The organism is Janthinobacterium sp. HH106 (assembly GCF_001758725.1).
GTDB lineage: Bacteria > Pseudomonadota > Gammaproteobacteria > Burkholderiales > Burkholderiaceae_D > Janthinobacterium.
In genome coordinates, this window is sequence record NZ_LRIC01000005.1 from 31,797 (window position 1) to 58,736 (window position 26,940).

23 protein-coding genes and 1 pseudogene are annotated in these 26,940 nt (G+C 65.3%); 12 read left to right on the plus strand and 12 right to left on the minus strand.

The window, feature by feature from the left end; genetic code table 11:
• Positions 1 to 19 precede the first annotated feature (19 nt).
• Positions 20 to 1,516: a copper-containing nitrite reductase gene (nirK, locus tag JAB8_RS04040; protein ID WP_070218602.1), complete on the minus strand. Its 1,497-nt coding sequence runs from the start codon at positions 1,514 to 1,516 to the stop codon at positions 20 to 22.
• A gap of 150 nt (positions 1,517 to 1,666) precedes the next feature.
• Here nirK and norR point away from each other — a divergent pair, with 150 nt between their 5' ends.
• Positions 1,667 to 3,223: a nitric oxide reductase transcriptional regulator NorR gene (norR, locus tag JAB8_RS04045; RefSeq protein ID WP_070288612.1), complete on the plus strand. Its 1,557-nt coding sequence runs from the start codon at positions 1,667 to 1,669 to the stop codon at positions 3,221 to 3,223.
• 14 nt (positions 3,224 to 3,237) lie between these two features.
• Here the strand turns inward: norR and JAB8_RS04050 are convergent, their stop codons facing one another.
• Both JAB8_RS04050 and JAB8_RS04055 read right to left on the minus strand, forming a co-directional pair.
• Positions 3,238 to 3,579: a cytochrome c gene (locus tag JAB8_RS04050; RefSeq protein ID WP_070288644.1), complete on the minus strand. Its 342-nt coding sequence runs from the start codon at positions 3,577 to 3,579 to the stop codon at positions 3,238 to 3,240.
• A 14-nt stretch (positions 3,580 to 3,593) separates the two neighbouring features.
• On the minus strand, positions 3,594 to 3,923 hold the full coding sequence (locus JAB8_RS04055; protein WP_046684254.1) for a cytochrome c: 330 nt from the start codon (positions 3,921 to 3,923) through the stop codon (positions 3,594 to 3,596).
• A gap of 233 nt (positions 3,924 to 4,156) precedes the next feature.
• On the opposite strand from JAB8_RS04055, the gene JAB8_RS04060 reads away from it, so the two are divergent.
• From JAB8_RS04060 to JAB8_RS04090, 8 genes and pseudogenes are all read left to right on the plus strand, one after another.
• On the plus strand, positions 4,157 to 5,026 hold the full coding sequence (locus tag JAB8_RS04060) for a MoxR family ATPase (protein WP_034746522.1): 870 nt from the start codon (positions 4,157 to 4,159) through the stop codon (positions 5,024 to 5,026).
• Between the two features lie 9 nt (positions 5,027 to 5,035).
• Entirely contained in the window at positions 5,036 to 5,674 is a 639-nt protein-coding gene (locus JAB8_RS04065; protein WP_070288613.1) for a GNAT family protein, read from the plus strand.
• Positions 5,668 to 6,837 (plus strand): VWA domain-containing protein, encoded by a 1,170-nt coding sequence (locus JAB8_RS04070; RefSeq protein ID WP_070288614.1) that lies wholly within the window; start codon positions 5,668 to 5,670, stop codon positions 6,835 to 6,837. Before JAB8_RS04065 ends, JAB8_RS04070 begins: the two co-directional genes overlap by 7 nt.
• A 313-nt stretch (positions 6,838 to 7,150) precedes the next feature.
• Positions 7,151 to 8,338, plus strand: a complete 1,188-nt coding sequence (locus JAB8_RS04075) for a cation:proton antiporter (RefSeq protein WP_070218615.1) — start codon at positions 7,151 to 7,153, stop codon at positions 8,336 to 8,338.
• On the plus strand, positions 8,339 to 9,469 hold the full coding sequence (locus tag JAB8_RS04080) for a YbdK family carboxylate-amine ligase (protein WP_034780287.1): 1,131 nt from the start codon (positions 8,339 to 8,341) through the stop codon (positions 9,467 to 9,469).
• A gap of 224 nt (positions 9,470 to 9,693) precedes the next feature.
• Positions 9,694 to 10,176: pseudogene (locus JAB8_RS29810) on the plus strand (sigma-70 family RNA polymerase sigma factor); the annotation flags it as partial.
• Positions 10,177 to 10,230: 54 nt separating this feature from the next.
• Complete coding sequence (locus JAB8_RS29815; protein ID WP_254679446.1) at positions 10,231 to 11,010, plus strand: FecR domain-containing protein; 780 nt, start codon at positions 10,231 to 10,233, stop codon at positions 11,008 to 11,010.
• Between the two features lie 94 nt (positions 11,011 to 11,104).
• Positions 11,105 to 13,576 carry a TonB-dependent receptor gene (locus JAB8_RS04090; protein WP_070288615.1) on the plus strand — a complete coding sequence of 824 codons (2,472 nt, stop codon included), beginning with the start codon at positions 11,105 to 11,107 and terminating at the stop codon, positions 13,574 to 13,576.
• Here JAB8_RS04090 and JAB8_RS04095 read toward each other — a convergent pair.
• Complete coding sequence (locus JAB8_RS04095) at positions 13,573 to 14,670, minus strand: alginate lyase family protein (protein ID WP_070288616.1); 1,098 nt, start codon at positions 14,668 to 14,670, stop codon at positions 13,573 to 13,575. The genes JAB8_RS04090 and JAB8_RS04095 overlap by 4 nt on opposite strands.
• On the minus strand, positions 14,667 to 15,668 hold the full coding sequence (locus JAB8_RS04100; RefSeq protein ID WP_070288617.1) for a type 1 glutamine amidotransferase: 1,002 nt from the start codon (positions 15,666 to 15,668) through the stop codon (positions 14,667 to 14,669). The genes JAB8_RS04095 and JAB8_RS04100 overlap by 4 nt, the downstream gene beginning before the upstream one ends.
• A gap of 218 nt (positions 15,669 to 15,886) precedes the next feature.
• Between JAB8_RS04100 and JAB8_RS04105 the strand changes: the two genes are divergently transcribed.
• From JAB8_RS04105 to JAB8_RS04115, 3 genes are read left to right on the plus strand one after another with little or no spacing between them, the layout of a single operon-like run.
• Positions 15,887 to 16,186 carry a hypothetical protein gene (locus JAB8_RS04105; protein ID WP_254679442.1) on the plus strand — a complete coding sequence of 100 codons (300 nt, stop codon included), beginning with the start codon at positions 15,887 to 15,889 and terminating at the stop codon, positions 16,184 to 16,186.
• Positions 16,183 to 17,220 (plus strand): 4-hydroxy-tetrahydrodipicolinate synthase, encoded by a 1,038-nt coding sequence (dapA, locus tag JAB8_RS04110; protein WP_070288618.1) that lies wholly within the window; start codon positions 16,183 to 16,185, stop codon positions 17,218 to 17,220. Before JAB8_RS04105 ends, dapA begins: the two co-directional genes overlap by 4 nt.
• A gap of 10 nt (positions 17,221 to 17,230) precedes the next feature.
• On the plus strand, positions 17,231 to 17,749 hold the full coding sequence (locus JAB8_RS04115; RefSeq protein ID WP_254679443.1) for a cobyrinic acid ac-diamide synthase: 519 nt from the start codon (positions 17,231 to 17,233) through the stop codon (positions 17,747 to 17,749).
• 94 nt (positions 17,750 to 17,843) lie between these two features.
• On the opposite strand, the gene JAB8_RS04120 is transcribed toward JAB8_RS04115, so the two are convergent.
• The 7 genes from JAB8_RS04120 to kdpF all read right to left on the minus strand — a co-directional run bounded on the left by JAB8_RS04120 (position 17,844) and on the right by kdpF (position 26,915).
• The gene (locus JAB8_RS04120; RefSeq protein ID WP_070288647.1) at positions 17,844 to 18,593 is read right to left on the minus strand and encodes a TorF family putative porin; all 750 of its coding nucleotides are present in this window, start codon (positions 18,591 to 18,593) and stop codon (positions 17,844 to 17,846) included.
• Positions 18,594 to 18,724: 131 nt separating this feature from the next.
• A complete protein-coding gene (kdpE, locus tag JAB8_RS04125; RefSeq protein ID WP_034746496.1) occupies positions 18,725 to 19,423 on the minus strand; it encodes a two-component system response regulator KdpE in 699 nt (232 codons plus the stop codon).
• Positions 19,420 to 22,161, minus strand: coding sequence for a DUF4118 domain-containing protein (locus JAB8_RS04130; RefSeq protein ID WP_070288620.1), 2,742 nt, complete (start codon positions 22,159 to 22,161; stop codon positions 19,420 to 19,422). Before JAB8_RS04130 ends, kdpE begins: the two co-directional genes overlap by 4 nt.
• A gap of 179 nt (positions 22,162 to 22,340) precedes the next feature.
• Positions 22,341 to 22,916, minus strand: coding sequence for a potassium-transporting ATPase subunit KdpC (kdpC, locus tag JAB8_RS04135; RefSeq protein ID WP_070288621.1), 576 nt, complete (start codon positions 22,914 to 22,916; stop codon positions 22,341 to 22,343).
• Positions 22,917 to 22,926: 10 nt separating this feature from the next.
• On the minus strand, positions 22,927 to 25,011 hold the full coding sequence (gene kdpB, locus JAB8_RS04140) for a potassium-transporting ATPase subunit KdpB (protein ID WP_070288622.1): 2,085 nt from the start codon (positions 25,009 to 25,011) through the stop codon (positions 22,927 to 22,929).
• A gap of 9 nt (positions 25,012 to 25,020) precedes the next feature.
• Positions 25,021 to 26,826, minus strand: coding sequence for a potassium-transporting ATPase subunit KdpA (gene kdpA, locus JAB8_RS04145; RefSeq protein WP_070288623.1), 1,806 nt, complete (start codon positions 26,824 to 26,826; stop codon positions 25,021 to 25,023).
• Positions 26,826 to 26,915, minus strand: a complete 90-nt coding sequence (gene kdpF, locus JAB8_RS04150) for a K(+)-transporting ATPase subunit F (RefSeq protein ID WP_034746483.1) — start codon at positions 26,913 to 26,915, stop codon at positions 26,826 to 26,828. The genes kdpA and kdpF overlap by 1 nt, the downstream gene beginning before the upstream one ends.
• Positions 26,916 to 26,940: the final 25 nt, after the last annotated feature.

Here is a 26,940-nt window from a genome sequence, read left to right on the forward strand (position 1 = left end):
TGATGAATGGGGGGTTGTTTTATTGGACGGCGCCCGCGTGGTAGACGCCGGGCACCGCTTCGCCCGTCACTTCCAGCACGCCCACGGCGCCCTTGCCGGCGCGCGACAGCGCATGGTCGACCAGCAGATAGCTGCCAGGGTGCTGCACCTTGAGTTCGACGATGGTCGCGCCGCCCGGTGCGACGAGCGTGGTTTGCACGTCGTTTTTCGGGCTGCTGATCGAGCCTTCGCTGTACACCTTGTCGAAGATCTCGCCGATGATGTGGAATGATGAAATCTTGTTCGGGCCGCCGACGCCGAAATAGATGCGCACGGTCTCGCCGACTTTGGCCTGCAGTTTGTGCGTCTTGCTCAGGGCGCCCACTTCGCCGTTGAAGACGTAGTAGTCGGGCAGCTCATTGGCCATTTTTTCCAGGTTCGGTTCCTGGTGCACGGGTGCGCCGTGCGGACGGCCCGTGTACATCTCGCCCTGCATCACGTAATACTCGCGGTCGACTTTTGACAGGCCGCCTTCCGGTTCGACGAGGATCATGCCGTACATGCCGGCCGCGATGTGCTGCGGCACGAGCGGCGTGGCGCAGTGGTAGACGAACAGGCCCGGATTGAGCGCCTTGAAGGTCACCGTCTTTTCCTGCCCCGGCGCCACCTGCGTGTGCTGTCCGCCGCCATGGCCGCCCGTCACCGCGTGCAGGTCGATCGAGTGGATCATCTTGCTGTCTTTCGCATTGAACAGGGTCAGTTCCACCGTGTCGCCCACCTTCGCGCGCAGCATCGGGCCCGGTACTTGCCGGTTGAAGGTCCAGTAGGTAAAGCTGGTGCCGTCATCGAGCTTGCCCGGCAGTTCCACCGTCTCCATCCGGTATTTCAGCGTTTGCGGCGCGCGCGCGCCGATGGCGGAAGGCACCTGCGCCGGATTGGCGGCCACGCTGACGGCCGAAGGATCGGGGCCGCGCATCGGCGACGGCGCAGGCGTGTACAGGGCCAGCGCCGCGGCCTGGCTCGATTCGCCGGCAGCGCTGCCGGCGCCAGCGGCCTTCTGTGCCCCGGCTTCGGCCAGCGAGATGCCGGCGACTTCCAGCTTGCCTTCCATGCCGATCTGGCGGTGGCCGGGAATCGAGCAGTAATAGGTGAACGTGCCGGCGCGCGTGACCTTGAAGCGCACGGTGGTGCTGCCGCTGTTGGCGCTGAACTTGTTTGATGCCACGTTCAGTTCCGGGATCAGCAGGTCGTGCTCGGCGCCTTCGCCGCTTTTCAGCACCAGTTCGACCGTGTCGCCCACCTTGGCCTTCAGCACGGGGTTGACCTGGCCCTTGGCATCGATGAACACCATCTTGCCGTCGACGATATTGGTTTGCAGTTCATAGCGCTTGAGCGCGGCGGCGGCAGAGGGTTGGCTGACAGCGGCCGCAGTGGCGGCGGCGCTGGCCGGCAGGCTCGCCTGGGCTTGCACGGACAGGGGCATGGCCAGTACGCAGACGGCGGCGGCAATGGCGCGGAGGGAGGGAGTCGTTTTCATCAGGCTTTCCTTGGTCTTGTATGCCGGTTCGGCACCCTTACCTAGGCAAACGGTGTGCCAGGAAAAACTTGTTTTAAATCAACGATTTGAAAAATGCAGGGTCGATATGACCCTGCTCAAGCGTGGTCCGTTGTACCCTGCATGGTAGTTATGACCACCACCGCCATCCACCTGCTGCTGCTCACCGACCTGGTCGCCGACCTGCCCGTGGCCGTGCGCCTGCAGCGCCTGGTGGGCAGCCTGCGCGCGCACTTCGGCTGCGAGGCCGTGGCCTTGCTCAAGCTCGATGGCGAGCACCTGCGCCCCGTGGCGATGGCCGGCCTGGCCAGCGACGCGCTGGGACGCCGCTTCGCCGTCGCCGACCATCCGCGCCTGGCCGCCATCCTGCAGCGGCGCGGCGTGCTGTGCTTCCATCACGACAGCTCCCTGCCCGATCCCTACGACGGCCTGATCGCCGAGCGGGCCGGCGAACCGCTGCCCGTGCACGACTGCATGGGCATGGCGCTGGACCTGGAAGGCGAACGCTGGGGCGTGATCACGCTCGACGCGCTGCGGGTGGGCACCTTCGATACGCAGGCGCAGCGCGACCTGGGCGAACTGGCCTGCGCCATCGAGGCGGCCGTGCGCGTGACGCGCCTGGAGACGGAAATCCGCGCCCTGCGCCTGTCGGGCGGCGCCATGCTGGCCGATGCGCAGGCGCCGCGCGAGGAACACGACTTCGTCGGCCAGAGCAGCGCCATCACGCATTTGCTGCACGAATTGCAGGTGGTCGCCGATTCCGAGCTGCCCGTGCTGCTGCTGGGAGAGACGGGCGTGGGCAAGGAATTGTGCGCGCACCGCCTGCACCGGCTGTCGCGCCGCGCCGGCAAACCGCTGATCCACGTCAATTGCGCGGCCTTGCCGGAATCGCTGGCCGAGAGCGAGTTGTTCGGCCATGTACGGGGCGCGTTTTCCGGCGCCGTCAGCGACCGGCCCGGGCGTTTCGAGGCGGCCGAAGGGGGCACCCTGTTTCTCGATGAAGTGGGGGAATTGCCGCTGTCGATACAGGCCAAGCTGCTGCGCACCTTGCAAAATGGCGAAATCCAGCGCCTGGGCGCGGACCGGCCGCGCCGGGTCAACGTGCGCGTGATCGCCGCCACCAACCGCAGCCTGCGCGAACATGTGCGCGACGGCTCGTTCCGCGCCGATCTGTACCACCGTTTATCCGTCTATCCCGTGCCGATTCCGCCGCTGCGCGAGCGGGGCAACGACGTGCTGCTGCTGGCGGGCGGTTTCCTGGAACTGAACCGCGCGCGCCTGGGCTTGCGCAGCCTGCGCCTGTCGGCCGCGGCGGAAAACGCATTGTGCCACTACCGCTGGCCCGGCAACGTACGCGAACTGGAACATGTGATCAGCCGGGCCGCGCTGAAAGCCGTGATCCGCGGCGCGGACCGCAAAGAGATAGTAACGCTGGAAACGGATATGCTCGACCTCGATGCGCTGGAAGCGCCGGCCGGCGCGGACGCGCTGCCGCCAGTGCTAGCTGCGTGCACGATGCCGGCGGCGCCGCTGCTATCGATGCATCAGATCGTCGAAGCGAGCCAGCGCCAGGCCATCCGGCAAGCGCTGGTGCTGCATCAGGATAACTGGGCCGCTGCCGCACGGCAGCTGGGACTCGACGCCAGCAATCTGCACAAGCTGGCGCGCCGGGTCGGACTGAAAGCCTGAACCGGCGTTACCGCTCAGCGGTGGGTCACCAGGGTGGTCGGCAAGCTGTGCAGGTAGGCGGCCAGGTCCTTGATGTCCTGGTTGCTCAGCGGTTTTACCTGGCCCGTCATGATGGCGTTGTTGCGGCCGTTGGCCTTGTCGCCCCGCTTATACGCCGTCAAGGCGTGTTCCAGGTAATCCCTGTGCTGGCCCGCCAGTTTCGGGTAGGACGGGTCGATGGGCGAACCGTAATCCTTGCCGTGGCAGGTGGCGCAGCTGTATTTTTCGGCCAGGGCCTTGCCCGTGTTGACATTGCCGGCGGCGCTGGCGGAAAACGAGACGGTGGCGCAAACGAGGGCGGCGAGTAGTGTTTTCATCATCTGGCTGGTCCTCAGTTCGGCTTGGCTTGTTGCGCATAGTACGCGGCGACATCGGCGATATCCTGGTCCGACAGGCTGCTGGCGATGCCCTTCATGCTGGGGTGCTTGCGGTCGCCCTTCTTGTAGGCTTGCAGCGCATTCTCGATATATTTTGCCGGCTGGCCGCCGATCATCGGCACCTGGAACACTTCGGGGAAGGTTGCCTTGTAACCGGGGATGCCGTGGCAGCCGATACACATTTCCACCTTGGCAGGGGCTGCCTTGGCGTTTCCTACAATGTCAGCCGCTGTGACGGCATTTGCTATGCCGGCAAGCACGAGAAGTGCAAATATTTTTTTCATAGTGGCAATGTGAACAAAGGTAATCGGAGAAACGCCAGTGCTGGTTTTTATTGATTTTATGTGTTGACAATTAAGGTTGACAATTAATCTGCTGCTTGCCGATTCTAGCCAAGATATTCTTGCAAGTCCACCTATAAAACCCGCATTGTCGGCAGGCAGGCACAGGCCGTCCGCGTGGCAGCGCGCCACAGTTCTGTTTATACTCACCATTTCCCTACTTTGGCAGACCGCTCATGCAAGCACAGCACACCCAGCAAGGCCAACGCTTCGAAGGTTCCGACAGCTATGTCGCCACCGCCGACCTGAAACTGGCCGTGAATGCGGCGCTGACCCTGCAACGCCCGCTGCTGATCAAGGGCGAACCGGGCACGGGCAAGACCATGCTGGCCGAGGAAGTAGCCGCCGCGCTGAACATGCCGCTGATGCAATGGCATATCAAATCGACCACCAAGGCGCAGCAGGGCCTGTACGAATACGACGCCGTGTCGCGCCTGCGCGATTCGCAGCTGGGCGACGAGCGCGTGCGCGACATCCAGAACTATATCGTCAAGGGCGTGCTGTGGCAGGCATTCACGGCGCCCGAACCGGTGGTGCTGCTGATCGATGAAATCGACAAGGCCGACATCGAATTCCCGAACGACTTGCTGCGCGAGCTGGACCGCATGGAATTCTATGTGTATGAGACGCGCGAAATGGTCACGGCGCGCCACCGTCCGCTCGTCATCATCACCTCGAACAACGAGAAGGAATTGCCGGATGCCTTCCTGCGCCGCTGCTTCTTCCACTACATCAAATTCCCGGACAAGGACACGATGGAGCAGATCGTCGCCGTCCACTACCCGCACCTGAAACAGGAATTGCTGGCGCAGGCGCTGCAAACCTTCTATGAAGTGCGCGACGTGCCGGGCCTGAAGAAAAAGCCGTCGACGTCGGAATTCCTCGACTGGCTCAAGCTCCTGCTGGCCGAGGACATCCCAGCCGAAGCGCTGCGCAGCAAGGACAACAAGGCCGTCGTGCCGCCGCTGCACGGCGCGCTGCTGAAAAACGAGCAGGACGTGCACCTGTTCGAGCGCCTGATGTTCATGTCGCGCACCAACCGCTAAGGAGCGCCGGTGAACGATATCAGCCCGGACACGGTCTTCGTCCCCCTGGAACTGCACGGCATCCGCCTCGAAGCCTTGGCGCCGCACCACGCCCCCGGCCTGCGCGCGGCGGCCATGGATGGGGAACTGTGGAATCTGCGCGTCACCTCCGTGCCCGAGCCGGACCAGGTGGACCAGTACATTTTCAAGGGCATCGAGATGCGCCCCACGCGCTTCGCCTTTGCCGTCATCGACGCGGCCAGCGGCGAGGTGCTCGGCACCACCAGCTACCACGACGTGGTGCCGGCCATCGGCCGCCTGGAAATCGGCTACACCTGGTATGCGAAGCGCTGCCAGCGCAGCCATGTCAACACCACCTGCAAATTGCTGCTGCTGGCGCACGCCTTCGATAACCTCGGCTGCGCGCTGGTGGGCCTGCGCACCGACAATTTCAACCACGCCTCGCAGGCGGCCATCGAGCGCCTGGGCGCGAAAAAGGATGGCGTGCTGCGCCACCATGCGCTGCGCCGCGACGGCACCGTGCGCGACACCGTCATGTACAGCATCACGCGCGGCGAGTGGCCGGAAATTGCCGCCCACCTGCGCTACAAGCTGGCGCAGCGCCCCATCGCCGCTCTGCCCCGCGCGGGAGAGCGGGCGCCATGCTGATCGATTTCTTCTTCACGCTCAAGGATGCGAAGATTCCCGTCTCGATCAAGGAATTTCTGACCCTTCTTGAAGCGCTGCAAAAGAACGTCATCGACGCCTCGATGGACGATTTCTACTATCTGGCGCGCCTGACCCTGGTCAAGGATGAAGCCCATTTCGACAAGTTCGACCGCGCCTTCGGCCAGTACTTCAAGGGCGTCAGCGCGGCTTTCGACACGAACGCGGCGATTCCACTCGACTGGCTGCTCAAACGCATGCAGCGCGAGCTGTCCGAAGAGCAGAAGGCGCAGCTGGAAAAATTCGGCTACGACAAGCTGATGGACCGCCTGAACGAGCTGCTGAAGGAACAGAAGGAGCGCCACGAGGGCGGCAGCAAGTGGATCGGCACGGGCGGCACCTCGCCGTTCGGCAATGGCGGCACGAATCCGGAAGGCATCCGCATCGGCGGCAAGGGCGGCAACCGCACGGCCGTGAAGGTGTGGGAAGCGCGCAGCTACAAGGATTACGACGGCGAGCGCGAACTGGGCACGCGCAACATCAAGGTAGCCTTGCGCCGCCTGCGCAAGTTCGCGCGCGAAGGCGCGGAAGATGAACTGGCGCTCGACGCCACCATCGCCGCCACGGCCAACAACGCGGGCTACCTCGACATCAGAATGCGGCCCGAGCGCAAGAACCGCATCAAGGTGCTGATGCTGCTCGACGTGGGCGGCAGCATGGACGACCATATCGAGCGCACCGAGGAACTGTTTTCGGCGGCGAAGACGGAATTCAAGAACATGGAATTCTTTTACTTCCATAACTGCGTCTACGACTATCTGTGGAAGAACAACCGGCGCCGCAATGCCGAGCGTTTTCCCACTTGGGACGTGCTGCGCAAATACCCGCCCGATACCAAGCTGATTTTCGTCGGCGACGCCACCATGAGCCCCTATGAAATCCTGCAGCCGGGCGGCAGCGTCGAATACAACAACGAGGAAGCGGGATCGACGTGGCTGGCGCGCTTTACCCAGGCGTTCCCGAAATTCATCTGGCTCAACCCCGAAGCGGAAGGATTGTGGCAGTACCGCCAGTCGATCGGCGTGATGCGGCAGTTGATGAACAACCGCATGTTCCCCCTGTCGATCGACGGGCTGGAACGGGGCATGCGTCTGCTCAGTAAATAAAAGCACGCAACAAAAAGTCCATGGCGGCATGAGGCCGCCATGCCGTACACTGCGACACGGCACTACCGTGCGGAGCATCTCCGCCGCGGGCGGGTAGCATACGCCGATACCAGCCCTGCCCCACCCTGCTGCATCCCGTGCGCGGCCGCCATGGTCGCGACACTGTTCGATTGCGCACATCGTGCGCGCCCTCTGCTCCGGTAGAATCGGCGCATCGCTCTGCGCAAACTATGCACCACCGCTGCACCAAGACCTTGCCGCGCCAGCCCCCGTGCTGCCGGCCGGTGCCAGCGCCAATTTCAAAGGAATGAGCATGCAAAGTCTGATCTCGATCGCCGCCGACCTGTCCTGGCCGTTCGCCATTACCCTGGCCTGGGTGGTGGGCGAATTCGGCCACCGCTGGACGGGCCTGCCGCGCATCAGTTTTTACGGCGTGATCGGTTTCGTCCTCGCGCAGACGCAGGTAGGCATCCTGCCGCAGACGGACGCCGGCCCCATGCTGGTGCTGGCCGACGTGGCTTTCGGCCTGATCCTGTTCGAGGTCGGCTACCGCATCAACCTGCGCTGGCTGAAGAACAATCCGTGGATCGCCGTCACGGGCCTGGTGGAATCCCTGCTGACCTTTGCCGTCGTCTACTTCATCGGCATCGAATTCGGCAGCACCTCGATGACGGCGCTGCTGCTCGCATCACTGGCCATGTCCACCTCGCCGGCCACCATCATGCGCGTCATCAACGAGGAACGCAGCTCGGGCCAGGTCACGGAACGCATCGTCCACCTCACCGCCCTGAACTGCGTGCTGGCCGTCTTCACGTTCAACATCATCGTCGGCTTCTGGATGTTCCAGAGTTCCACCGACCTGATCGAGGCGAGCAGCAGCAGCGCCGCCGTGCTGGCCGCCTCCGTGGCCGCCGGCACCGTCTTCGGCATCGTCGTGCCGGCCATGCTGCGCCGCCTGGGCAACATGGCGCAGGACGCCACCGTGGCGTTCGCGCTGTCGGTGATGCTGCTCGTCGCCCTGACCTACACCACCAGCCTGTCGCCGCTGCTGGCCACCCTCACCTTCGGCCTGGTGGCGCGCCACCGCAGGGTCGCCTTCAGCCAGGCGCAGCGCAATTTCGGCGCCATGGGCGAGCTGCTGACGGTGCTGCTGTTCGTGTATGCCGCCTCGACCCTGGAATGGGCCAGCGTGACGGCCGGCGCGGGACTGGCCCTGGCCGTCGTCGGCGGACGATTGCTGACGAAGGTCGCCGGCGTAGCCGCGTTCTCGCATGTGAGCGGCATTTCCTGGCGCAAGGGCGTGCTGACGGGCGTGGCCCTGACGCCCGTCTCCGTCTTCATCATCCTGCTGCTCGAACACGCGCGCCAGCACGGCGTGAACTTCGGCGACGAATTGAACGCCCTGGCCGCCATCACCCTGGGCCTGGAACTGATCGGCCCCGTGCTGGTGCAGCGCGTGCTGATGCTGGCCAAAGAAACCCACGAAATCAAGGAGCGCTAAATGCCGCTGGAACCCTTTGGCCAATCGGCCGCGCTGACCTTCGGCGTCGAACTCGAACTGCAACTGGTGAACCTGTCGGACTACGACTTGACGGCCGCCAGCCCCGACCTGCTGCATCTGCTGAACAAGAAACCGTTTCCCGGCAACGTCACGCCGGAAATCACCGAGAGCATGATCGAGATCAACTCGAGCGTGCACACGCATCACGGCCCCCTGCTGGAGCAGCTGCAGGAAATCCGCGACACCTTGATCACGGCCGGCGACAAGCTCAATATCGGCATCGCGGGCGGCGGCACGCACCCGTTCCAGCAATGGTCGTCGCAAAAGATCTTTTCCAAGCCCCGCTTCCAGGAGATTTCGGAACTGTACGGCTACCTGGCCAAGCAGTTCACCATCTTCGGCCAGCACGTGCACATCGGCTGCGCCTCGGGCGACGACGCCATGTTCCTGCTGCATTCGCTGAACCGCTACATCCCCCACTTCATCGCCCTGTCGGCTTCCTCGCCCTATGTGCAGGGCCGCGACACCCTGTTCGATTCCGCCCGTTTGAACTCCGTGTTCGCCTTCCCCATGAGCGGACGCGCGCCGTTTACGCTGAGCTGGGACCAGTTCTCCAACGAGTATTTCGCCAAGATGGAGAACACGGGCATCATCAAGAGCATGAAGGATTTTTACTGGGACATCCGTCCCAAGCCGGAATTCGGCACCATCGAGCTGCGCGTGTGCGACACGCCGCTGACGGTGGAGCGGGCCGCCGCGCTGGCCGCCTACCTGCAGGCGCTGTGCCGCTACCTGCTCGAACGCCGCGAAACCCCGCCCGTGGAAGACGATTACCTCGTATATAACTACAACCGCTTCCAGGCCTGCCGCTTCGGCCTCGATGGCGCCATCACGCATCCGAAAACCTACGAAACGATGTCGCTGCGCGAAGACATCATGACCACCCTGCGCAAGATGGAACCGCACGCCGAGGCGCTGGGCAGCACGCCGGCCCTGAAACACCTGTCGGACGTGGCCAAGCAGTGGAGCGACGCGCAATACCTGCGCAAGCAGCACAGCCTGCAGGGCAGCGCCGAAGGCATGGTCGATTCGGCCATCCGCTGCTTCCGTGGCGAGCCGATGAACTACTGACGTTGCTGCCTGGTAACGTAGGTCGGATTAGCGGCGTAGCCGCGTAATCCGACAACATCGTTAGCGCCGGTGGTGGCGTCGGATTACGCGCTTGCGCGCTAATCCGACCTACCGGTCATCAACCAAAAAACCACAGCGCGCCTGCCCGTCATTTACAGCCGCCGTCCCCGCTTGCTACAATGAGAATGATTCTTATTATTGTTTAAAAACGCAAGGGGAATGCGATGCCGCTGGCAAAGCCGCTACAACGCCAGGACATCGCGACACTGTATGCCGACCACCACGGCTGGCTGCAGGGCTGGCTGCGCAAAAAACTCGGCAGCACGGCCTGCGCGGCCGATGTGGCGCACGATACTTTCATGCGCCTGCTCGACCGCGAAGACGCCGTCGCCGCGCGCGAGCCGCGCGCCTTTCTCGCCACCGTCGCGCAGCGCGTGCTGTTCAACCATTACCGCCGCCAGAAACTGGAACAGGCTTATCTCGACGTGCTGGCGCAGCTGCCGCCCCTGCATGCGCCCTCGCCCGAGGAACGCGCGCTGCTGCTGGCCACCGTGTTTGAACTGGACCGCATGCTCGACGGCTTGCCGCCCCCCGTCAAACGGGCTTTTTTACTGCGTCAGCTCGACGAACTGCCGCAGGAAGACATCGCGCGCCAGCTCGACATCTCGCTGGCGACAGTAAAACGCCATCTGCAGCGGGCCGGCAGCGCCACGCAGGCGTGGCAGCAGCTGCAAATACAGCACGAACACCTGCCGCCCGCCATGCACGCGACCCTGCTGCGCGCCTGCGTGCAGGCGAACGCCCCGCGCCGCCACGCCGTCAAGACGCTGGCCCTGCTGCTGGCTTGCGGCGCCTCGCTGTATGCATTCGAGCGCCGCAGCCCGTGGCGCAGCTGGACGGCCGACTACCGCACGGCCGTCAACCAGCGCCGCGTCGTGACCTTGAACGATGGTACTCAGCTCACGCTCAACACCGGCAGCGCCGTGAATATCGCTTACGACGGCGCACAGCGCCGCATCGACCTGCTGGCCGGCGAAATCTTCATCGCCACCGGCAAGGATGCGGCGCAGCGCCCGTTCTTCGTCAGCACGCCGCACGGTAGCCTGCAGGCGCTGGGCACGCGTTTCACCGTGCGCCTGCACGAGCAATACGCCAGCGCCGGCGTGCTCGAAGGGGCCGTCGCCGTGCTGGCCGGCGATGGCGCGCAGCGCCTGCTGCTGCGCCCCGGCGAAGGCGCCCATTTCGATAGTGACGGTTATCACCGCCAGGCGCTGGCGCCGTACGGCGGCGCCTGGCTCGATGGCATGCTGGTGGCGCGCGACATGCGCCTGGCCGATTTCCTCGCCGAGCTGTCGCGCTACAGCGAGCAGCCGCTGGGCTGCACGCCCGCCGTCGCCGGTTTGCGCGTGTCCGGCTCCTACCCGCTGGCCGACGTCGATGCCATCGTCGACGCCGTCAGCGCCAGCCTGCAATTGCGGCGCAATACCGTCACGCGCTTCTGGGGCCATCAGGTGGTGCGCATCGAACTGGCGGCCCGCTGAAAAAATTTTCTGCAAAGTGAGCTGTTTTACCGTGCTCGCGTGACCTGGTAGATAGGCAGTCTCCATCTTGCGCATCCACGAAAGGCTTTATTCCATGCACCACGCTTCGCGTTCCCTCCTTACCCGTACCGTTCTGGCCTGCGCCCTGGCGCAGATCGGCATGGCCCTGGCCCTGCCGGCACCAGCCCAGGCGCAAAGCCGGCAAGTACGCGCCTACAGCATTCCGGCCGGCGCGCTGGGCGACGTGCTGACGCGCTTCGGCAGCGACAGCGCCATCCTGCTGTCCTTCTCCAGCGACGCCACACAAGGCTTGCGCAGCGCCGGCCTGCAAGGCAGCTACAGCCTGCACGATGGCTTCCGCGTGCTGCTGGCCGGCAGCGGCCTGCAAGCCGTGCCGCAGGCGAATGGCGGCTACCTGCTGCAAAAGATCCCCGCCGGCGCGACTACTCCCACGGCGGACAGCCGCGGCATGGCCGTCATGAGCGGCGTCACCGTGGTGGCGTCGGCCGAGCGCAGCGCCGCCACCAGCGGCACGGGCAGCTACACGGGCGGCCCCGCCAGCGGCGCCACGGGCCTGGCCCTGACGCAGCGCGAAACGCCGCAGTCGCTGACCATCGTCACGCGCCAGCAGATGGATGACCAGAACAGCAACGCCGTCTCCGACGTCATGAAGAACGTCAATGGCGTGAGCGTGCAAAACTATGACAGCGACCGCTGGAGCTTTCAGGCGCGCGGCTTTGCCGTCACCAATTTCCAGTACGACGGCGTCTCGGCCATCTATGACGGCGTCTACGACTGGGGCACGACCAACAGCGACATGGCCATCTACGACCGCATCGAAGTGCTGAAGGGCGCGACTGGCCTGATGAGCGGCTCGGGCGACCCGTCGGCCACCGTCAACATGGTGCGCAAGCGTCCCACTGCCAGCTTCGAGGGCGCGGCGACCCTGGGCGCGGGATCGTGGGACAATTACCGGGGCGAGGCCGATGTCTCCGGTCCCCTGAACGACAACCGCACGGTGCGCGGCCGCCTGGTCGGCGCCTATCAGGACAAGCACTCCTACCTGGACCGCTACACGCAGCAAAAATCCGTCGCCTACGGCATCGTCGAGGCGGACCTGACACCCGTGACCCTGCTGACGGCCGGCTTCACGCACCAGGACTACAAGCCGCGCGGCTCGACCTGGACGGGCTTCCCCGTGCTGCTGGCCGACGGCTCGCGCACGGATTTCCCCACCGCGTGGAACCCGGCCACCGGCTGGAGCCGCCGCGACATGCGGAACACCACGCTGTTCTCGTCGCTCGAACACACGTTCGCCAACGCGTGGAAACTGACACTGAGCGCCAACCAGCTGCGCAGCAAGCATGACAGCGTGCTCGGTTCGGCCAGCGGCGGCAATCCCGACCCCGTCACGGGCGAAGGCGCCTATTTCTTCATGGGCAAATACAAGGGTGACCGCCGCCAGACCACCGTCAACGTCGACGCCAGCGGGCCGTTTACCGCCTTCGGCCGCCGCCATGAAGCGATGCTCGGCTATTCCACCTCGACGGCAAAGCAGGATGGCCCCGTCTACGAATCGGTCTACCCACCCGTCGCAGGCAGCTATTTCGACTGGCGCGGCCAGTATGCGGAACCCGCATTTAGCCGCCTGGGCAACGACAACGACAGCACGCGCCAGAGCGGCCTGTATGGTGCCGTGCGCCTGCATCCGGCCGATGCGCTGTCCGTCATCGTCGGCGCGCGCGTGAGCAACTACAGGCAGGAGCAGGACCGCAGCTTCTTCGACCCCAAGACCGCGCGCATCACCTCGCGCATCGAGGAAAGCAACGTCATCACCCCGTATGCGGGCGTCGTGTATGACCTCGACAAGACGTATTCCCTCTTCGGCAGCTATACCAGCATCTTCGCTCCGCAAAGCAACCGCGATGTGAACCGCAACTTCCTCGCCCCCGTGCGCGGCAAAGGTATCGAGGCGGGCGTGAAAGCCGAATACCTCGATGGCAAGGTCAATGCCAGCGCGTCCCTGTTCCAGATCCGCCAGAGCAATGTGGCCAGCTCCGTGGGTGAAGTCAACGGCGAGGAAGCGTATCGAGCCATCGACGGCGTCACCAGCCGCGGCGTGGAAATGGAAGTGACGGGCGAAGTGATGCAGGATGTGAAGCTGAGCGCCGGCTATACCTACACCCACGTGCGCGACGCGGATGGCAAGGATGTCTTTTCCACCATGCTGCAAACCACGCAGCCTGCCCATTTGGTGCGCGTGCAAGGCTCGTGGCGCCTGCCGGCCAGCCTGGACAAGCTGACCGTCGGTGGCGGCATCAACTGGCAAAGCAGCTACTACGGCAATATCTGGAATCCCGCCATCGAGGATTATTCACGCATCAAGCAGGGCGGCTACGCGCTGGTCAACCTGATGGCGCGCTACGAGATCAGCAAGAACGTCACGGCCAGCCTGAACGTGAACAACCTGCTGGACAAGAAGTACTTCACGGGCCTGGGCCTGTTCCAGACGGGCTTTTACGGCGAACCGCGCAACGTGATGTTCACCGTGCGCACGAAGTTTTAACCAGCAAGTTTTAACTCACTGCCGTACAGCGCCAGCGCCCAGGCGGGCGGGCGCAAGTCCAGCGCCAGGGACAGGTAAGCGGGATCGAAGCGCGCCGCCAGCAGATACACATTGGCGGCGCCCTTGGTCTCCCAGTTCCCCGTAAAGCCCTTTTCGCCGGCGGCCACGCGCTTGCGGTCGAAGGGCACGGCGCTTTTCGCGAACTCCTCGTGCGTCTTTTTGCCCTGCGCATACGGCGCCAGCCAGGCCAGCGCCTCGGCCAGGCGCCGCGCTTCCGGCGCGCCATACCAGTCGTCGCCATGCGCCTGCGCCATCAGGGCCGTCGTCAGCAGCGGCTCCAGGCTGTAGGTGGTGTAGTGCAGGGCGTCGCGCTGCTCGAAGTCGAAGGGCACGCCGCCGGCGCCGATATTGCGCGGCACGTGCGCCAGGAAGCGTTCCTTCGCCCGCGCGACCAGCAGGGCGTCGCCCGTGACATACGCGGCGGCCGTGCCGATCTTGATGCGGTGGCTGTGCCAGTTGTTGCGCGCCGTGGACGGGCCGCCCACCTTGACGGGATCGCTCAGATACCCGTGCGCCAGGGTGCGGCAAAACGCCTGCACCTGCTCGCGCTCGATACCGTTCAAGCGCTCCTGTACCAGGTCAAATCCCATCAGCAGGCTGGCCAGTTCCGTCTCGTCGACGGGGCTGAACGAGGGCTGATAGCTGCCGCTCCAGGCCAGCAGCAGCTGGCGCACCGCCTCGAAATGCGGCATCTCGCCCGACAGCCGCCAGGCCAGCGCCTGCAAGCGCGCCTGGCGCCAGTCTTCCTGCGCCTGCTGGCTGGTCTCGCGCCCGCCCTCTCCCTTCAGCAAGCCGCCCGTGCGCACTTCCGCCATCAGGTGCACGGGCCGCGCCGCGTCCTTGCGCGCCGCCTTGACCACCTGTTCCGCGATGGCCGGCGCCACCCGCGCCTTGAGCGTGCGGGCGCGCGCGGCGGACGTCAGCGCAAACGTCAGCGCGCCCTCATGCGGGCGCGGCGCCGCGTGCAAGCCCGCCAGGGGCAGCGCCAGCAGGCCGGCCAGCACAGCGCGCCGGCGGATCAGGTGCGTACTCAAAACCGCGTCTCCCGCGCCGCGCGCAAAAAATTATCAAGGATGGGCGTGCAATCGAGCAGCTCGACGCCGCCCGCCGAATGGAATTCCGGGTGCCACTGCAAGCCCATGACGAAGCGGGCACGCTGGTAGCGGATGGCCTCGACGATGTTGTCCCCTTGCGAATACGCTTCCACGGTGACGTCGCGCCCCAGGTCCTTGACCGACTGGTGGTGGATGGAATTGACGAGCGCCTCGCCCGCCTTCGGAAACATGCCCGCCAGGGACGAGCCTTTCGGGAAGACGATGGTGTGGCGGTGGCGGTCATACAGGTCGTTGACGTGGGAGGCCGCACCTTCCACGTCCGAGGCGATGTCCTGGTACAGGGTGCCGCCAAAGCCCACGTTGATCAGTTGGCAGCCGCGGCAAATGCCCAGCACGGGTTTGCCCGCATCGACGAATTCGTGCAGCAGTTCCAGCTCGTACAGGTCGCGCGCGCGGTCGCCGTTCCATTCGGGCCGCGTGGCCGCCTCGGAATACGTCTGCGGCGAGACGTCGGCGCCGCCCTGCAGCACCAGGCCGTCCAGATGGCGCGCATAGTGGCGCAGGGTGATATTGCTCGGGTGTAGCTGGCCGCTGGTATTGACCGTCGGGATCATGAACACCAGCACGTCGCGCGACATAACCCACTGGGCAATCGACTCTTCCAGGTATTGCAGGTTCTTGCTGCGCAGGCCAGTGGCGCCCGGCTCGGGGTGGAAAATGCGCGCCGAGATGCCGATGCGCAGGGTGCGCCGCATGAAGTCGCGGCTGGCCTTGTCGCGCATGGAGCGGTAGCGCGACGAGATCACACGCCAGGCCAGCGCCAGCGGCGTGTCGTTATCCTTCAGGTAGCGCGGCGCGGCATCGCGCGCGCGGTGCTCATCATCGGGCGCCCGGCGGCCCACCCGGTCGGGCCGGGACGGCGTTGGCGCTGCGGGATCGGTGGAAGGGGGATGCAGGGGATCTTTTTCGTCTGACATGGCAAGGCTGACTGAAAGCGGAGACGTTTTCAATATAAACCCCTGTCTCCGAAAGCACGATTCAATTTTGTAACAAAAGCCCACGCCCGGGGCATCTGCGCAACACAGCGGCGTCCAATGCATACAGTCCGTTTACGCCGGCAGCCCCGCTTTTTAGAGAATCTTTACGCCCCCGCTGCTAATCTTGAACTTACCTCAACCACCGCTGCAAAGCCACCATGGAACCCCATTCACGCCTGCAAACGCATCAAGCACTGCCCCACCGCCATCCCCGCCTGCCCACCTTCCTCATGCATATCACGGTCGACAAGTCCTGCCTGGCCGAGCTGCGCCAGCTGGTCGTCAAGACGTGCGGCGGCATGCTGTCGTTCATGCGCGTCGAGGCGGTCGACCACGCCGAGCGCATGAAGGTATGGCTGTGCGTGACGGAGCCGGCCCTGCGCCTGACCATGGATGCCGTCATGCGCCTGCTGCCGGCGGCGGAATTTGGCCGCATCAGCCAGGGGAAATCGCTATGAACCAGTACTCCTGCGAACAGGCGATGTCTTCGTCGCGCATCACCGCGCACTTCCAGGGCATCTGGGTGCCGATGGTCACGCCATTTTGCGACGGCGATGGCGACATCGACTTCGACGCGGCCCAGCAGCTCGCGTGCGAACTGGCCGCCAGCGGCGTCGATGGCCTGGTGGTATGCGGCACCACGGGCGAAGCGGCCATGCTGAGCGCCGCGGAACAGAGCATGCTGCTCGACAGCGTGCTCGAAGCCGTCGGCCCCCGCTTCCCCGTCGTCATGGGGATAGGCGGCAGCGATACGCGCAGCGTCGTCTCCGCCGTGCAGCGCTACAACGACCATCCGCTGGCCGGCCTGCTGGTCTCGGCGCCAGCGTATGTGCGCCCTTCGCAGGACGGCATCGTGCGCCACTTCCAGGCCATCGCCGCCGCCACCGACCAGTCCATCGTGCTGTACAACGTGCCGGCCCGCACGGGCGTCAATATCGAACCGCAAACGGCGGCACTGCTGGCGCGCGACTCGCACTTCGTCGCCATCAAGGAAGCGGGCGGCAAGCTGCAGCAGCTGGGCGAACTGCTGCTCGACACCCGTCTGGACGTGCTGTGCGGCGACGACGCGCTGCTGCTGGCCAGCCTGTCCATGGGCGGCCACGGCGCCATGTCGGCCGCCGCCCAGGTGCGTCCCGACCTGTATGCGCAGCTGTACCACCTCGTCAGGCAGGGCCGCCACGGCGCCGCGGGCGCCCTGTTCAAGACCATGCTGCCCGTCATCCGCCTGCTGTTTTCCGAACCGAATCCCGCTCCCGTGAAGGCGGCGCTGGCCATGCAGGGCAAGGTACGCGACGCATTGCGCCTGCCGATGACGCCCATGTCGGCCGCCGGCCAGGCCGCCCTGGCCGAAGCGCTGGAGCCTCTGATGGAACTGCCCGCATGGACCGCGAGCGACAGGGATGCGCCGCGCGAAGGCTGTCTGCTGCAACTGGTTTCCCCCGCCAACATCATGCCAGCCGTGCGCCAAGATGATCATCGCCATCACGGATGAACGCGGGGGCATGGAGAAATCCATCCTGGCCGGACGGCTGGCCGCCTCGCGCGCGCTGGCCGGCCGCAAGGTGCTGCTGCTCGATGCCGATCCGCGTCAGGGCGCCATGGCGCAAGCCAGGAACATGCACGACGGCGCCATGCACGGCAGCCTGACGCGGCCGCGCCTGATGGCGCGCGCCATCAGCGCCAAGGGCTTGCAGCCGGAGCTGGAGCACCTGGTGCACTGCTACCACGACATCGTCATCGACAGCGAAGGCCGCGACTCCATGGGCAGCCGTTCGGCCCTGATCGCCGCGCGCGTGCTGGTGGTGCCGCTAGCCGGCGTCGCCGACGCCGGCGCGCAGGCGGGCCTGGCGCACCGCATCGCGCACGCGCGCAGCGTCAATCCCGGCCTGCGCGTCCTGCTGGCAACGGACTCGCAGGCGGCGCCCGCCCATGCCCTGGCCGCGCAGATTCCAGCCGCCCGCGTGGTCGGCCTGGGACAGCTGTATTGCGCCGTCTTCGACAACCATCACCGCGCAGCATAGCTCTCGACAGCTGGGGTCAGACCCGACGGGTCTGACCCCGTGGCGCAAAAAAGGCGGCGCATGCGCCGCCTCTCCTTTCAGTCAACTCAGTCCATTAAAACGTCTTGCTGACCGTCAGCTGCAGCGCCGTCTTGCCCATGAATTTGCCATTCACGGGCGAGGCATACGCCGACTTGCCCGCGTTCGTGCCGATCACGGCCAGCGCGCCCGAAACAAAGCCGAAGTCGCGCGTGACGCCCACTTTCCAGTCCGTGTAGCTCGATGCATCATTGTTTTTCACTTTCTGGTGGCCCGCATGCAGGTTGCCGGTCCAGCCGTTCGTCAGGTCGATCGTCGCGCCGATATCGAGGTAGCCGCTGTTCTTGCTGTTGACGATGCCGAACAGGTTCGAGACGGCATGCGAATATTTGATATAGGCGGGGCCGTACGACAGCTGGCCGTAGACTTCCTGCGTGTCCGCGTCGGCCAGGCCGGCGACGTGCTTCAAGCCGTTGTCGGCGTACACATAGGCGAGCACGCCGACGTCATAGCCGACATCGCCGCCCAACTGGCCGCGCTTGCCCGCATACAGATCGACTTCCACGTCGCCGCTGCCGCCCGCATCCTTGGTCCACTTAATGGTGGAAGCCCAGGCGCCCGCATACAGGCCCGTCGGGTTATTGACGTAATCCACGCCGCCCTGCAGCGCGGGCTTCAGGCGCGTCTGCGAGATGCCCCGGTAACGGTAGTCGGACACGCCGGCCACGTTGAAACTGACTTCATTGTCGGGCTTGGCCTCTTCCGCGTGGGCCAGGCTGCCGGTAAAGGCGGTCGCGACGGCAAGTGCAAGTAGCATTTTATTCATGGTTTTTTCTTCTTCATGGGTGGTATGGGCCTTTGCCAACATGGCGCAGCTGGCCCGCCGCTGCAAAAAAAAAGGTAAAGCGTCCCCCTGGCGCGCGCGGCGCCTGTTTTCCAACAGGGGAATATCAGGTGTTAGAGCGGCAGGAGCAAGCGGTAACCGACGGCCGTTTCCGTCAGCAGGTACTGCGGCTGGGCCGGATCGGCTTCCAGCTTCTGGCGCAGATGGCCCATGTAGATGCGCAGGTAATGGCCGTTTTCGCTGTTCGACGGCCCCCACACTTCGCGCAGCAGCTGCGGATTGGTGACCACCCTGCCAGCGTTCTTTACGAGCACGGACAGCAGGCGGAACTCCGTCGGCGTCATGTGCACCAGCTGCTTGTTGCGCGTCACCAGCCGGTCCTTCAGGTCGACGCGCACGTCGCCGAACTGCACCACGCCATCGTCGCTGGCGGCGGGCTGGCGCTGGCGGCGCAGGGTGGCGCGCACGCGGGCCAGCAGCTCGCCCACGCCGAACGGCTTGGTCAAGTAGTCATCGGCGCCGGCATCGAGCGCGCGGATCTTGTCCTGCTCGTCGACACGCGCCGACAGTACGATGATGGGCACGGCCGACCATTTGCGGATGTCGGCGATGAAGTCGATGCCGTCGCCGTCGGGCAGCCCCAGGTCCAGCACGATCAGGTCGGGCCGGCGCGTGCCGGCATCAATCAAGCCCCGCTGCATGGTGGCGGACTCGAAAATCTGCCAGCCCTCGTCTTCCAGCGCAGCGCGCACGAAGCGGCGAATTTGCGGTTCATCCTCGACCAGCAAGGCGGTGGCGGAAGGTTCGTTCATATTGGTTTTCCTGTTTCATGGTCGTTGGCGTCATCGAGCTCGATCTCCGGCGGCGCCGGCGGCGTGCCCAGCGGCAGGCTGAAGACGATGGCGGCGCCCTGCCCCGGCGTGTGGGGCTGCGCATGGATGGTGCCGCCATGGGCTTCGACGATGGCCCGGCAAATGGCCAGCCCCAGCCCGACGCCCGGCTTGTTCGATTCGCGCTCGCCGCGCGTGAATTTTTCAAAGATGGCTTCTTCGCGGCCGGGCGGCAGGCCCGGGCCATCGTCAAGCACCGTCACCTGCAGGAACTGGCCATGCACGCCGGCCGCGACCGTGATGGTGCTGCCGGGCGGCGTGTACTTGGCCGCGTTTTCCAGCAGGTTGCACAGCACGCGCTCGATCAGCACGGCGTCGTAGCGCACCAGCGGCAGGTCCGGCGCCAGCTGCGTCTGCACGGCGTGCTGCTGCAATTGCGGGCCGCTGGCGCGCAGCGCGCTGCCCACCACTTCTTCCAGCGCCTGCCATTGCAAATTCAGGCGCACCTGGCCGCTCTCGATGCGCGCCATGTCCAGCAGGTTCGCCACCAGGGCGCTCATGCGCACGGTTTCGGACTGCAGCGAGCGCGCCATGTCCAGCTGCGCGGGCGACAGCGCAGGCCGGGACAGCGCCAGCGATTCGGCCAGGCCCACCAGCGACGTCAAGGGCGTGCGCAAGTCGTGCGACAGGGCCGCCAGCAGCGAATTGCGCAGCCGCTCCGATTCCATCTGCAGCAGCGCGCCCTGCGCCACATCGATGTAGTGCACGCGCTCGAGGGCGATGGCTGCCAGGGCGGCAAAGGTATCGAGGTGCTGGCGCTGTTCCGGCACCAGCAGCCAGCGACCGCGCTGCGCGCCATCGAGCGGCAGCAGCGCCAGCACGCCCCGCGTGCGCATCGGCGCGATCAGCGGCAGGTAGAAAATGGGCGAAGCCGGCAAGGTATCGGTGCCCGTCCCCGCCGCCTGCGCATGGTCGAAGGCCCACTGCGCGATGCCGATATCGAGCGGTTCGCCGCCGTTCGCGGCCTGCAAGTTGCCCTCGTCATCGGGCAGCAGCAAGGTGGCGCGCGCGCGGAACGCCCGTTCGATGGCGCTTTTTGTGATGTCGAAAATCTGCTCCGTCTGCAGCACGCCGGACAATTCGCGCGAGAATTCGTACAAGGCGCGGGCGCGCGCTTCGCGGTGCGAGGCCACGCGCGCCTGGAAGCGCAGACCGGCCGTCAGGTGGCCCGTGATCAGGCCCACGGCCAGCATCACGCCAAACGTGATCACATACTGGAAATCGCCCACGGCAAACGAGAAACGGGGCGGCACGAAGATGAAATCGAAGCAGGCCACGCCCACCAGGCTGGCCAATGCCGCCGGCCCGCGCCCCAGGCGCACGGCCAGCAGCACCACCGTCAGCAGGGACAGCATGGCGATGTTGGCCAGGTCCAGGTAGGGCTGCAGCGGCACCGAGGCGAGGGCCGTGCCCAGGCTGGCGCCGGCGGCCAGGATGTAACGCCAGTGACGCGCGGGCCGGCGCGGCGCGTCCGCGTCGTCGCCCGCCGCGCGCCGGGGCGCCGCATCGGCCGGCGGCAAGCCCACCTCGATCAAATCGATATCGGGCGCCAGGCTGGCCATGCGGGCGGCCGGCGGCGCCTGCCACAGGCGCGCCAGCGCACGGCCGCGGCCACGGCCGACGATGACTTTCGAGATATTCGCGCCGCGCGCATACTCGACCACGGCGCCGGCGATGTCGGCGGACGGCACAATGGCCGTGCGCGCGCCCAGGTCCTGCGCCAGTTTCAGGGTTTTCAGGATGCGTTCGCGCTGGCCCGCCGGCAAGCGCTGCAAACGCGGCGTTTCCACGTACAGCGCGTGCCATTCCGCGTTCAGCTGGCTGGCCAGGCGCGCCGTGCTGCGGATCACGTGTTCGCCCCCCGCGTGCGGTCCCACGCAGGCCAGCAGCGCGGCGCCCGTCTTCCATACGGGGTTGATCGATTTTTCAACGCGGTAGGCCTGCACGTCATCCTGGATCCGGTCCGCCGTGCGGCGCAAGGCCAGCTCGCGCAGGGCGATCAGGTTACCCTTGCGGAAAAAATGCTGCGATGCGCGTTCGGCCTGCTGCGGCTGATACACCTTGCCCTGCTTCAGGCGGCGCAGCAGTTCATCGGCGGGGATATCGACCAGCACCACTTCATCGGCGCGGTCGAACACCGTGTCGGGCAGGGTCTCGGCCACGCGCACGCCCGTGATCCCGCCCACCACGTCGTTCAGGCTTTCCAGGTGCTGCACGTTGACGGTCGACAGCACGTCGATGCCGGCCGCCAGCAATTCCTCGACATCCTGCCAGCGCTTCGGATGACGCGATCCGGCCACGTTCGAGTGGGCCAGTTCATCCATCAGTATCAGCGGCGGCGCGCGGCGCAGGGCCTCGTCCAGGTCGAACTCGTACAGGGTCTTGCCCCGGTACTCGATGGCCTTCAGGGGCAGCACGGGCAAGCCGTCCAGCTGGGCCGCCGTATCCTGGCGTCCATGCGTCTCCACCACGCCCACCAGCAAGTCCTGGCCGTCGGCCAGCAATTTGCGGGCGGCCGCCAGCATCGCGTAAGTCTTGCCGACGCCGGCCGAGGCGCCGAAATAGATGCGCAGCCGGCCGCGCGCGGCTTTCTGTTCCTGCGCCTGCACTTGCGCCAGCAGGGCATCAGGGTCGGGGCGTTGGCTGTCGTTGGGGAGCATGTTGTATTTTAATCTTCTTGGGCATTGTAGGTCGGATTAGCGCGTCCGAAGGGCGCGCGTAATCCGACAACATCGTTGGCCTGGCTGGTGGTGGTGTCGGCTTACGCTGCGCTAAGCCGACCTACGCCGACCTACGCCGATCCAGGCCAACGTTTGCCGACCTACGCACCGTTGCCAGCTTACTTTGCCATGGCATCCAACGCCAGATTCAGTTCCAGCACATTTACGCGCGGTTCGCCGAAAAAGCCGATATACGCGGTTTTCTGCACCTTGGCGATGGCGTTTTCCACCTGCGCCAGCGGCACGGCGCGCACGCGGGCCACGCGGGGCGCCTGGTACAAGGCGCCCGCCAGGCTGATTTCCGGGTCCAGGCCGCTGCTCGACGCCGTCACCAGGTCGACGGGGATCGGCTTGCGGTTGCCGGGATCGGCTGCCTGCAGGGCGGCGATGCGCGCCTTGACGGCGTCCACCAGGGCCGGATTGGTCGGCCCCTGGTTCGAGCCGCCCGAACCGGCGCCGTTATTGGCCATCGGCGCGGTGGCCGACGGCCGGCCCCAGAAATACTTGGGCGAGGTAAAGGACTGGCCGATCAGCATCGAGCCGACGGGCTTGCCCCCACGCTCGACGATGCTGCCGTTGACTTCATCGTTGAAGGCCAGCTGGCCGATACCGGCCGTGGCAAACGGATAGACGACGCCGCAGATCACGGTCAGCGCGGCAAACAGGACCAGGGCGGGACGTACGATAGTGCTCATGATGGTTCCTTTAGACTAAATTGAGGGCGGACAGCAGCATGTCGATCAGCTTGATCCCGATGAAGGGCAAAATAATCCCGCCCAGACCGTAGATCAGCAGGTTGCGGCGCAACAGGCTGGCCGCGCCGATAGCCCGGTACTGCACGCCTTTCAGCGCCAGCGGAATGAGCACGACGATGATCAGGGCATTGAAGATCACGGCCGACATGATGGCCGACGCGGGGCTGGCCAAATGCATGATGTCGAGCGCCTTCAATTGCGGATAGGTGCCCACGAAGGCGGCCGGGATGATGGCGAAGTACTTGGCGATGTCGTTCGAGATCGAGAACGTCGTCAGCGAACCGCGCGTCATCAGCATCTGCTTGCCGATTTCAACGATTTCCAGCAGCTTGGTCGGGTTCGAATCGAGGTCGACCATGTTGCCCGCCTCCTTCGCCGCCTGCGTGCCCGAGTTCATGGCCACGGCCACGTCGGCCTGGGCCAGCGCGGGCGCGTCGTTGGTGCCGTCGCCCGTCATCGCCACCAGGCGGCCTTCGGACTGGTAGCTGCGAATCAGTTTGAGCTTGTCTTCGGGCGTCGCTTCGGCGAGGAAATCGTCCACGCCCGCTTCGGCGGCAATCGCGGCCGCCGTCAGCTTGTTGTCGCCCGTGATCATGACGGTCTTGATGCCCATGCGGCGCAATTCCGCGAAGCGCTCCTTGATGCCGCCCTTGACGATATCCTTCAGTTCCACGGCGCCCATGACGCGGCCGTCGTCGACCACCACCAGCGGCGTGCTGCCGAGGCGCGCGATGTCGTCGACGGCGCGTCCCACCTCGGCCGGATACGGCTGGCCCAGCGCTTCCACATACTTTTTCATGGAATCGGCCGCGCCCTTGCGCAGCTGGCGCACCTGCTGTTCGCCCGGAATATCCACGCCGCTCATGCGCGTCTGCGCCGTGAACGGGACGAAGGTGGCGTGCAGGCTGGCCATCTCGCGTTCGCGGATATTGAACTTCTGCTTGGCCAGCACGACGATGCTGCGCCCTTCCGGCGTTTCATCGGCCAGCGAGGCCAGTTGCGCCGCATCGGCCAGCTGCTGTTCCGTCACGCCGGGCGCCGGCACGAAGCTCGACGCCTGGCGGTTGCCCAGGGTGATGGTGCCCGTCTTATCGAGCAGCAGCACGTCCACGTCGCCGGCCGCTTCCACGGCGCGGCCCGAGGTGGCGATCACATTGGCCTGCATCATGCGGCTCATGCCGGCCACGCCGATGGCCGACAGCAGGCCGCCGATGGTGGTCGGAATCAGGCACACGAGCAGCGCGATCAGCACGGTGATCGTCACCGGCGTGCCGCTGCCGGCCGCCGCCACGGAAAACAGCGAGTACGGCAGCAGGGTCACGGTGACGATCAGGAACACGATCGACAGGGCGACGAGCAGGATCGTCAGGGCGATCTCGTTCGGCGTCTTCTGGCGCTTGGCGCCTTCGACCATGGCGATCATGCGGTCAATGAAGGCTTCGCCCGGGTTGACGGAAACGCGCACCAGCAGCCAGTCGGACAGCACGCGGGTGCCGCCCGTCACGGCGGAAAAGTCGCCGCCCGATTCGCGGATGACGGGCGCCGATTCGCCCGTGATGGCGCTTTCATCGACGGAGGCCACGCCGGCCGTCACTTCGCCGTCGGCGGGAATCACGTCGCCCGCTTCGACCAGCACCATCATGCCCTTGCGCAGGTCGGTCGCCGGCGTGGGCAGCCAGGAAGTGCCGTATTTCGGCGTCTGCATTTTCTTCGCCATCACCGTCTGCTTGAGGGCGCGCAGCGAAGCCGCCTGCGCCTTGCTGCGGCCTTCGGCCAGCGCTTCGGCGAAGTTCGCGAACAGCACGGTAAACCACAGCCACACGGCGACGGCGACGATGAAGCCGAACGGCGCTTCACCCTGGCCACCGCTGATCCCGGCCTGGGTCGCCAGCAGGGTCGTGATGATGCTGCCGACATAGACGACGAACATCACGGGGCTGCGCCACTGCGTGCGGGGGTCGAGTTTTTTGAACGCATCGACGATGGCGGGGCCAATCAGTGCGGAATCGAACAAAGTCAGGCTTGTGCGTGACATGGTAGCCTCTTATTTGATGAAAAGTTGCAGGTGTTCGACGATCGGGCCCAGGGCCAGCGCGGGAACGTAATTCAATACACCAACCAGCACGACGACGCCGATCAGCAGGCCGATGAACATGGGGCCGTGCGTGGGCATGGTGCCGGCGTTGGCCGACAGGCGCTGCTTGGCCGCCAGCGAACCGGCCACCGCCAGCACGGGCACGATCACGCCGAAGCGGCCGAACCACATGGCGATCGCCAGCATCACGTTGTAGAACGGCGTGTTGGCGGACAGGCCCGCAAACGCGCTGCCGTTGTTGTTGGCCGCCGACGTGAAGGCGTACAGGATCTCGGAGAAACCGTGCGCGCCCGGATTGGCCACGCCGATCTTGCCCGGTTCGACCATCACGGCGATCGCCGTGCCCGTCAATACGAGGGCTGGCGTAATCAGGATGGCCAGCGACACCATCTTCATTTCATACGCCTGGATTTTCTTGCCCAGGTATTCAGGCGTGCGGCCTATCATCAGGCCGGCGATGAAGACGGCCAGGATGGCGAACATCAGCATGCCGTACAGGCCCGTGCCCACGCCGCCGAAGACCACTTCGCCGAACTGCATCAGCAGCAGCGGCACCATGCCGCCCAGGGGCATGTAGGAGTCGTGCATGGAATTGACGGCACCGCACGACGCGGCCGTCGTCACCGCCGCGAACAGGGTCGAGGAGCTGATGCCGAAGCGCGTTTCCTTGCCTTCCATATTGCCGCCCGATTGCAGGCTGCTGGCCTGCTGGTCCACGCCCAGTGCCTGCAACGCCGGATTGGCTTGCTGCTCGGCGCTCATCACGCCGGCCGTCATGACGACAAAGATCAGGGTCATCGCGGCCAGCACGGCCCAGCCCTGGCGCATGTCGCCCACCATGCGGCCGAAGGTGAAGCACAGGCCGGCGGGAATGATGAAGATGGCCAGCATCTGCAGGAAGTTCGACAGCACGGTCGGGTTTTCGTACGGATGCGAGGAATTGGCATTGAAGAAGCCGCCGCCATTCGTGCCCAGCAGCTTGATCGACTCCTGCGACGCGACGGGGCCCATGGCGATCGTCTGCGTCGCCGCCACTTGCGCTTCCATCACGGGTTTGCCGGCGGCGTCCAGCACGGGCTGGCCGTCGGCCGTCACCTTCGGCGTTTCATACGCCACGTGATCGAGCAGGGTCACTTCCTTGTAGGCGGAAAAATTCTGGATCATGCCTTCGCCCATGAAGACGACGGACAGGGCCAGGGACAGCGGCAGCAGGATGTACAGGGTCGAGCGCACCAGGTCGACCCAGAAATTGCCGATCGATTTGCCCGAGCGCGAGGCAAAGCCGCGCACCAGCGCGAAGATCACGGCGATGCCGGTGGCCGCCGAAAAGAAGTTCTGGCAGGCCATGCCCAGCATCTGCGTCAGATAGCTCATGGTCTGTTCGCCGCCGTAGCCCTGCCAGTTGGTGTTGGCGACGAAGCTGACGGTGGTATTGAACGAGGAATCGGGGCTGACGGCGCCCAGACCCTGGGGATTCAAGGGCAGGAAACCCTGCAGGCGCTGCAGGCCGTAGACGAAGACGGCGCCCACGGTATTGAATACGATCAGGGCGATGGCATAGCTTTTCCAGCCCATGGCCTTGTCGGCGGGAAGGCCGGACCAGCGGTACAGCAGGTTTTCCAGCTTTTGCAGCCAGCCCAGGCCGCGCACGGGGCCATCGCCGGCCACCCTGGCCATGTACAGGCCCAGCGGATAGCCGGCGGCCAGCAGCACGGCCAGGAAGGCCACCAACAACAGTATCGATTGCGTCGTCATCACAGTTCCTCCGCCTTCAGCAGCGCCACCAGCAAATACACGAGCAGGCCGGCCGAGACGACGGCGCCCAGCACATAAAACGCGTTCATTTGACGCTCCCTAATTTGTCGCAGG

What these genes read in the sequence shown, in the direction of transcription:
- nirK (WP_070218602.1), bottom strand. Translation starts at nt 1,516, where the DNA reads ATGAAAACGACTCCCTCCCTCCGCGCCATTGCCGCCGCCGTCTGCGTA.
- norR (WP_070288612.1), top strand. Translation starts at nt 1,667, where the DNA reads ATGACCACCACCGCCATCCACCTGCTGCTGCTCACCGACCTGGTCGCC.
- JAB8_RS04050 (WP_070288644.1), bottom strand. Translation starts at nt 3,579, where the DNA reads ATGAAAACACTACTCGCCGCCCTCGTTTGCGCCACCGTCTCGTTTTCC.
- JAB8_RS04055 (WP_046684254.1), bottom strand. Translation starts at nt 3,923, where the DNA reads ATGAAAAAAATATTTGCACTTCTCGTGCTTGCCGGCATAGCAAATGCC.
- JAB8_RS04060 (WP_034746522.1), top strand. Translation starts at nt 4,157, where the DNA reads ATGCAAGCACAGCACACCCAGCAAGGCCAACGCTTCGAAGGTTCCGAC.
- JAB8_RS04070 (WP_070288614.1), top strand. Translation starts at nt 5,668, where the DNA reads ATGCTGATCGATTTCTTCTTCACGCTCAAGGATGCGAAGATTCCCGTC.
- JAB8_RS04075 (WP_070218615.1), top strand. Translation starts at nt 7,151, where the DNA reads ATGCAAAGTCTGATCTCGATCGCCGCCGACCTGTCCTGGCCGTTCGCC.
- JAB8_RS04080 (WP_034780287.1), top strand. Translation starts at nt 8,339, where the DNA reads ATGCCGCTGGAACCCTTTGGCCAATCGGCCGCGCTGACCTTCGGCGTC.
- JAB8_RS29815 (WP_254679446.1), top strand. Translation starts at nt 10,231, where the DNA reads ATGCACGCGACCCTGCTGCGCGCCTGCGTGCAGGCGAACGCCCCGCGC.
- JAB8_RS04090 (WP_070288615.1), top strand. Translation starts at nt 11,105, where the DNA reads ATGCACCACGCTTCGCGTTCCCTCCTTACCCGTACCGTTCTGGCCTGC.
- JAB8_RS04100 (WP_070288617.1), bottom strand. Translation starts at nt 15,668, where the DNA reads ATGTCAGACGAAAAAGATCCCCTGCATCCCCCTTCCACCGATCCCGCA.
- JAB8_RS04105 (WP_254679442.1), top strand. Translation starts at nt 15,887, where the DNA reads ATGGAACCCCATTCACGCCTGCAAACGCATCAAGCACTGCCCCACCGC.
- dapA (WP_070288618.1), top strand. Translation starts at nt 16,183, where the DNA reads ATGAACCAGTACTCCTGCGAACAGGCGATGTCTTCGTCGCGCATCACC.
- JAB8_RS04115 (WP_254679443.1), top strand. Translation starts at nt 17,231, where the DNA reads ATGGAGAAATCCATCCTGGCCGGACGGCTGGCCGCCTCGCGCGCGCTG.
- JAB8_RS04120 (WP_070288647.1), bottom strand. Translation starts at nt 18,593, where the DNA reads ATGAATAAAATGCTACTTGCACTTGCCGTCGCGACCGCCTTTACCGGC.
- kdpE (WP_034746496.1), bottom strand. Translation starts at nt 19,423, where the DNA reads ATGAACGAACCTTCCGCCACCGCCTTGCTGGTCGAGGATGAACCGCAA.
- JAB8_RS04130 (WP_070288620.1), bottom strand. Translation starts at nt 22,161, where the DNA reads ATGCTCCCCAACGACAGCCAACGCCCCGACCCTGATGCCCTGCTGGCG.
- kdpC (WP_070288621.1), bottom strand. Translation starts at nt 22,916, where the DNA reads ATGAGCACTATCGTACGTCCCGCCCTGGTCCTGTTTGCCGCGCTGACC.
- kdpB (WP_070288622.1), bottom strand. Translation starts at nt 25,011, where the DNA reads ATGTCACGCACAAGCCTGACTTTGTTCGATTCCGCACTGATTGGCCCC.
- kdpA (WP_070288623.1), bottom strand. Translation starts at nt 26,826, where the DNA reads ATGACGACGCAATCGATACTGTTGTTGGTGGCCTTCCTGGCCGTGCTG.
- kdpF (WP_034746483.1), bottom strand. Translation starts at nt 26,915, where the DNA reads ATGAACGCGTTTTATGTGCTGGGCGCCGTCGTCTCGGCCGGCCTGCTC.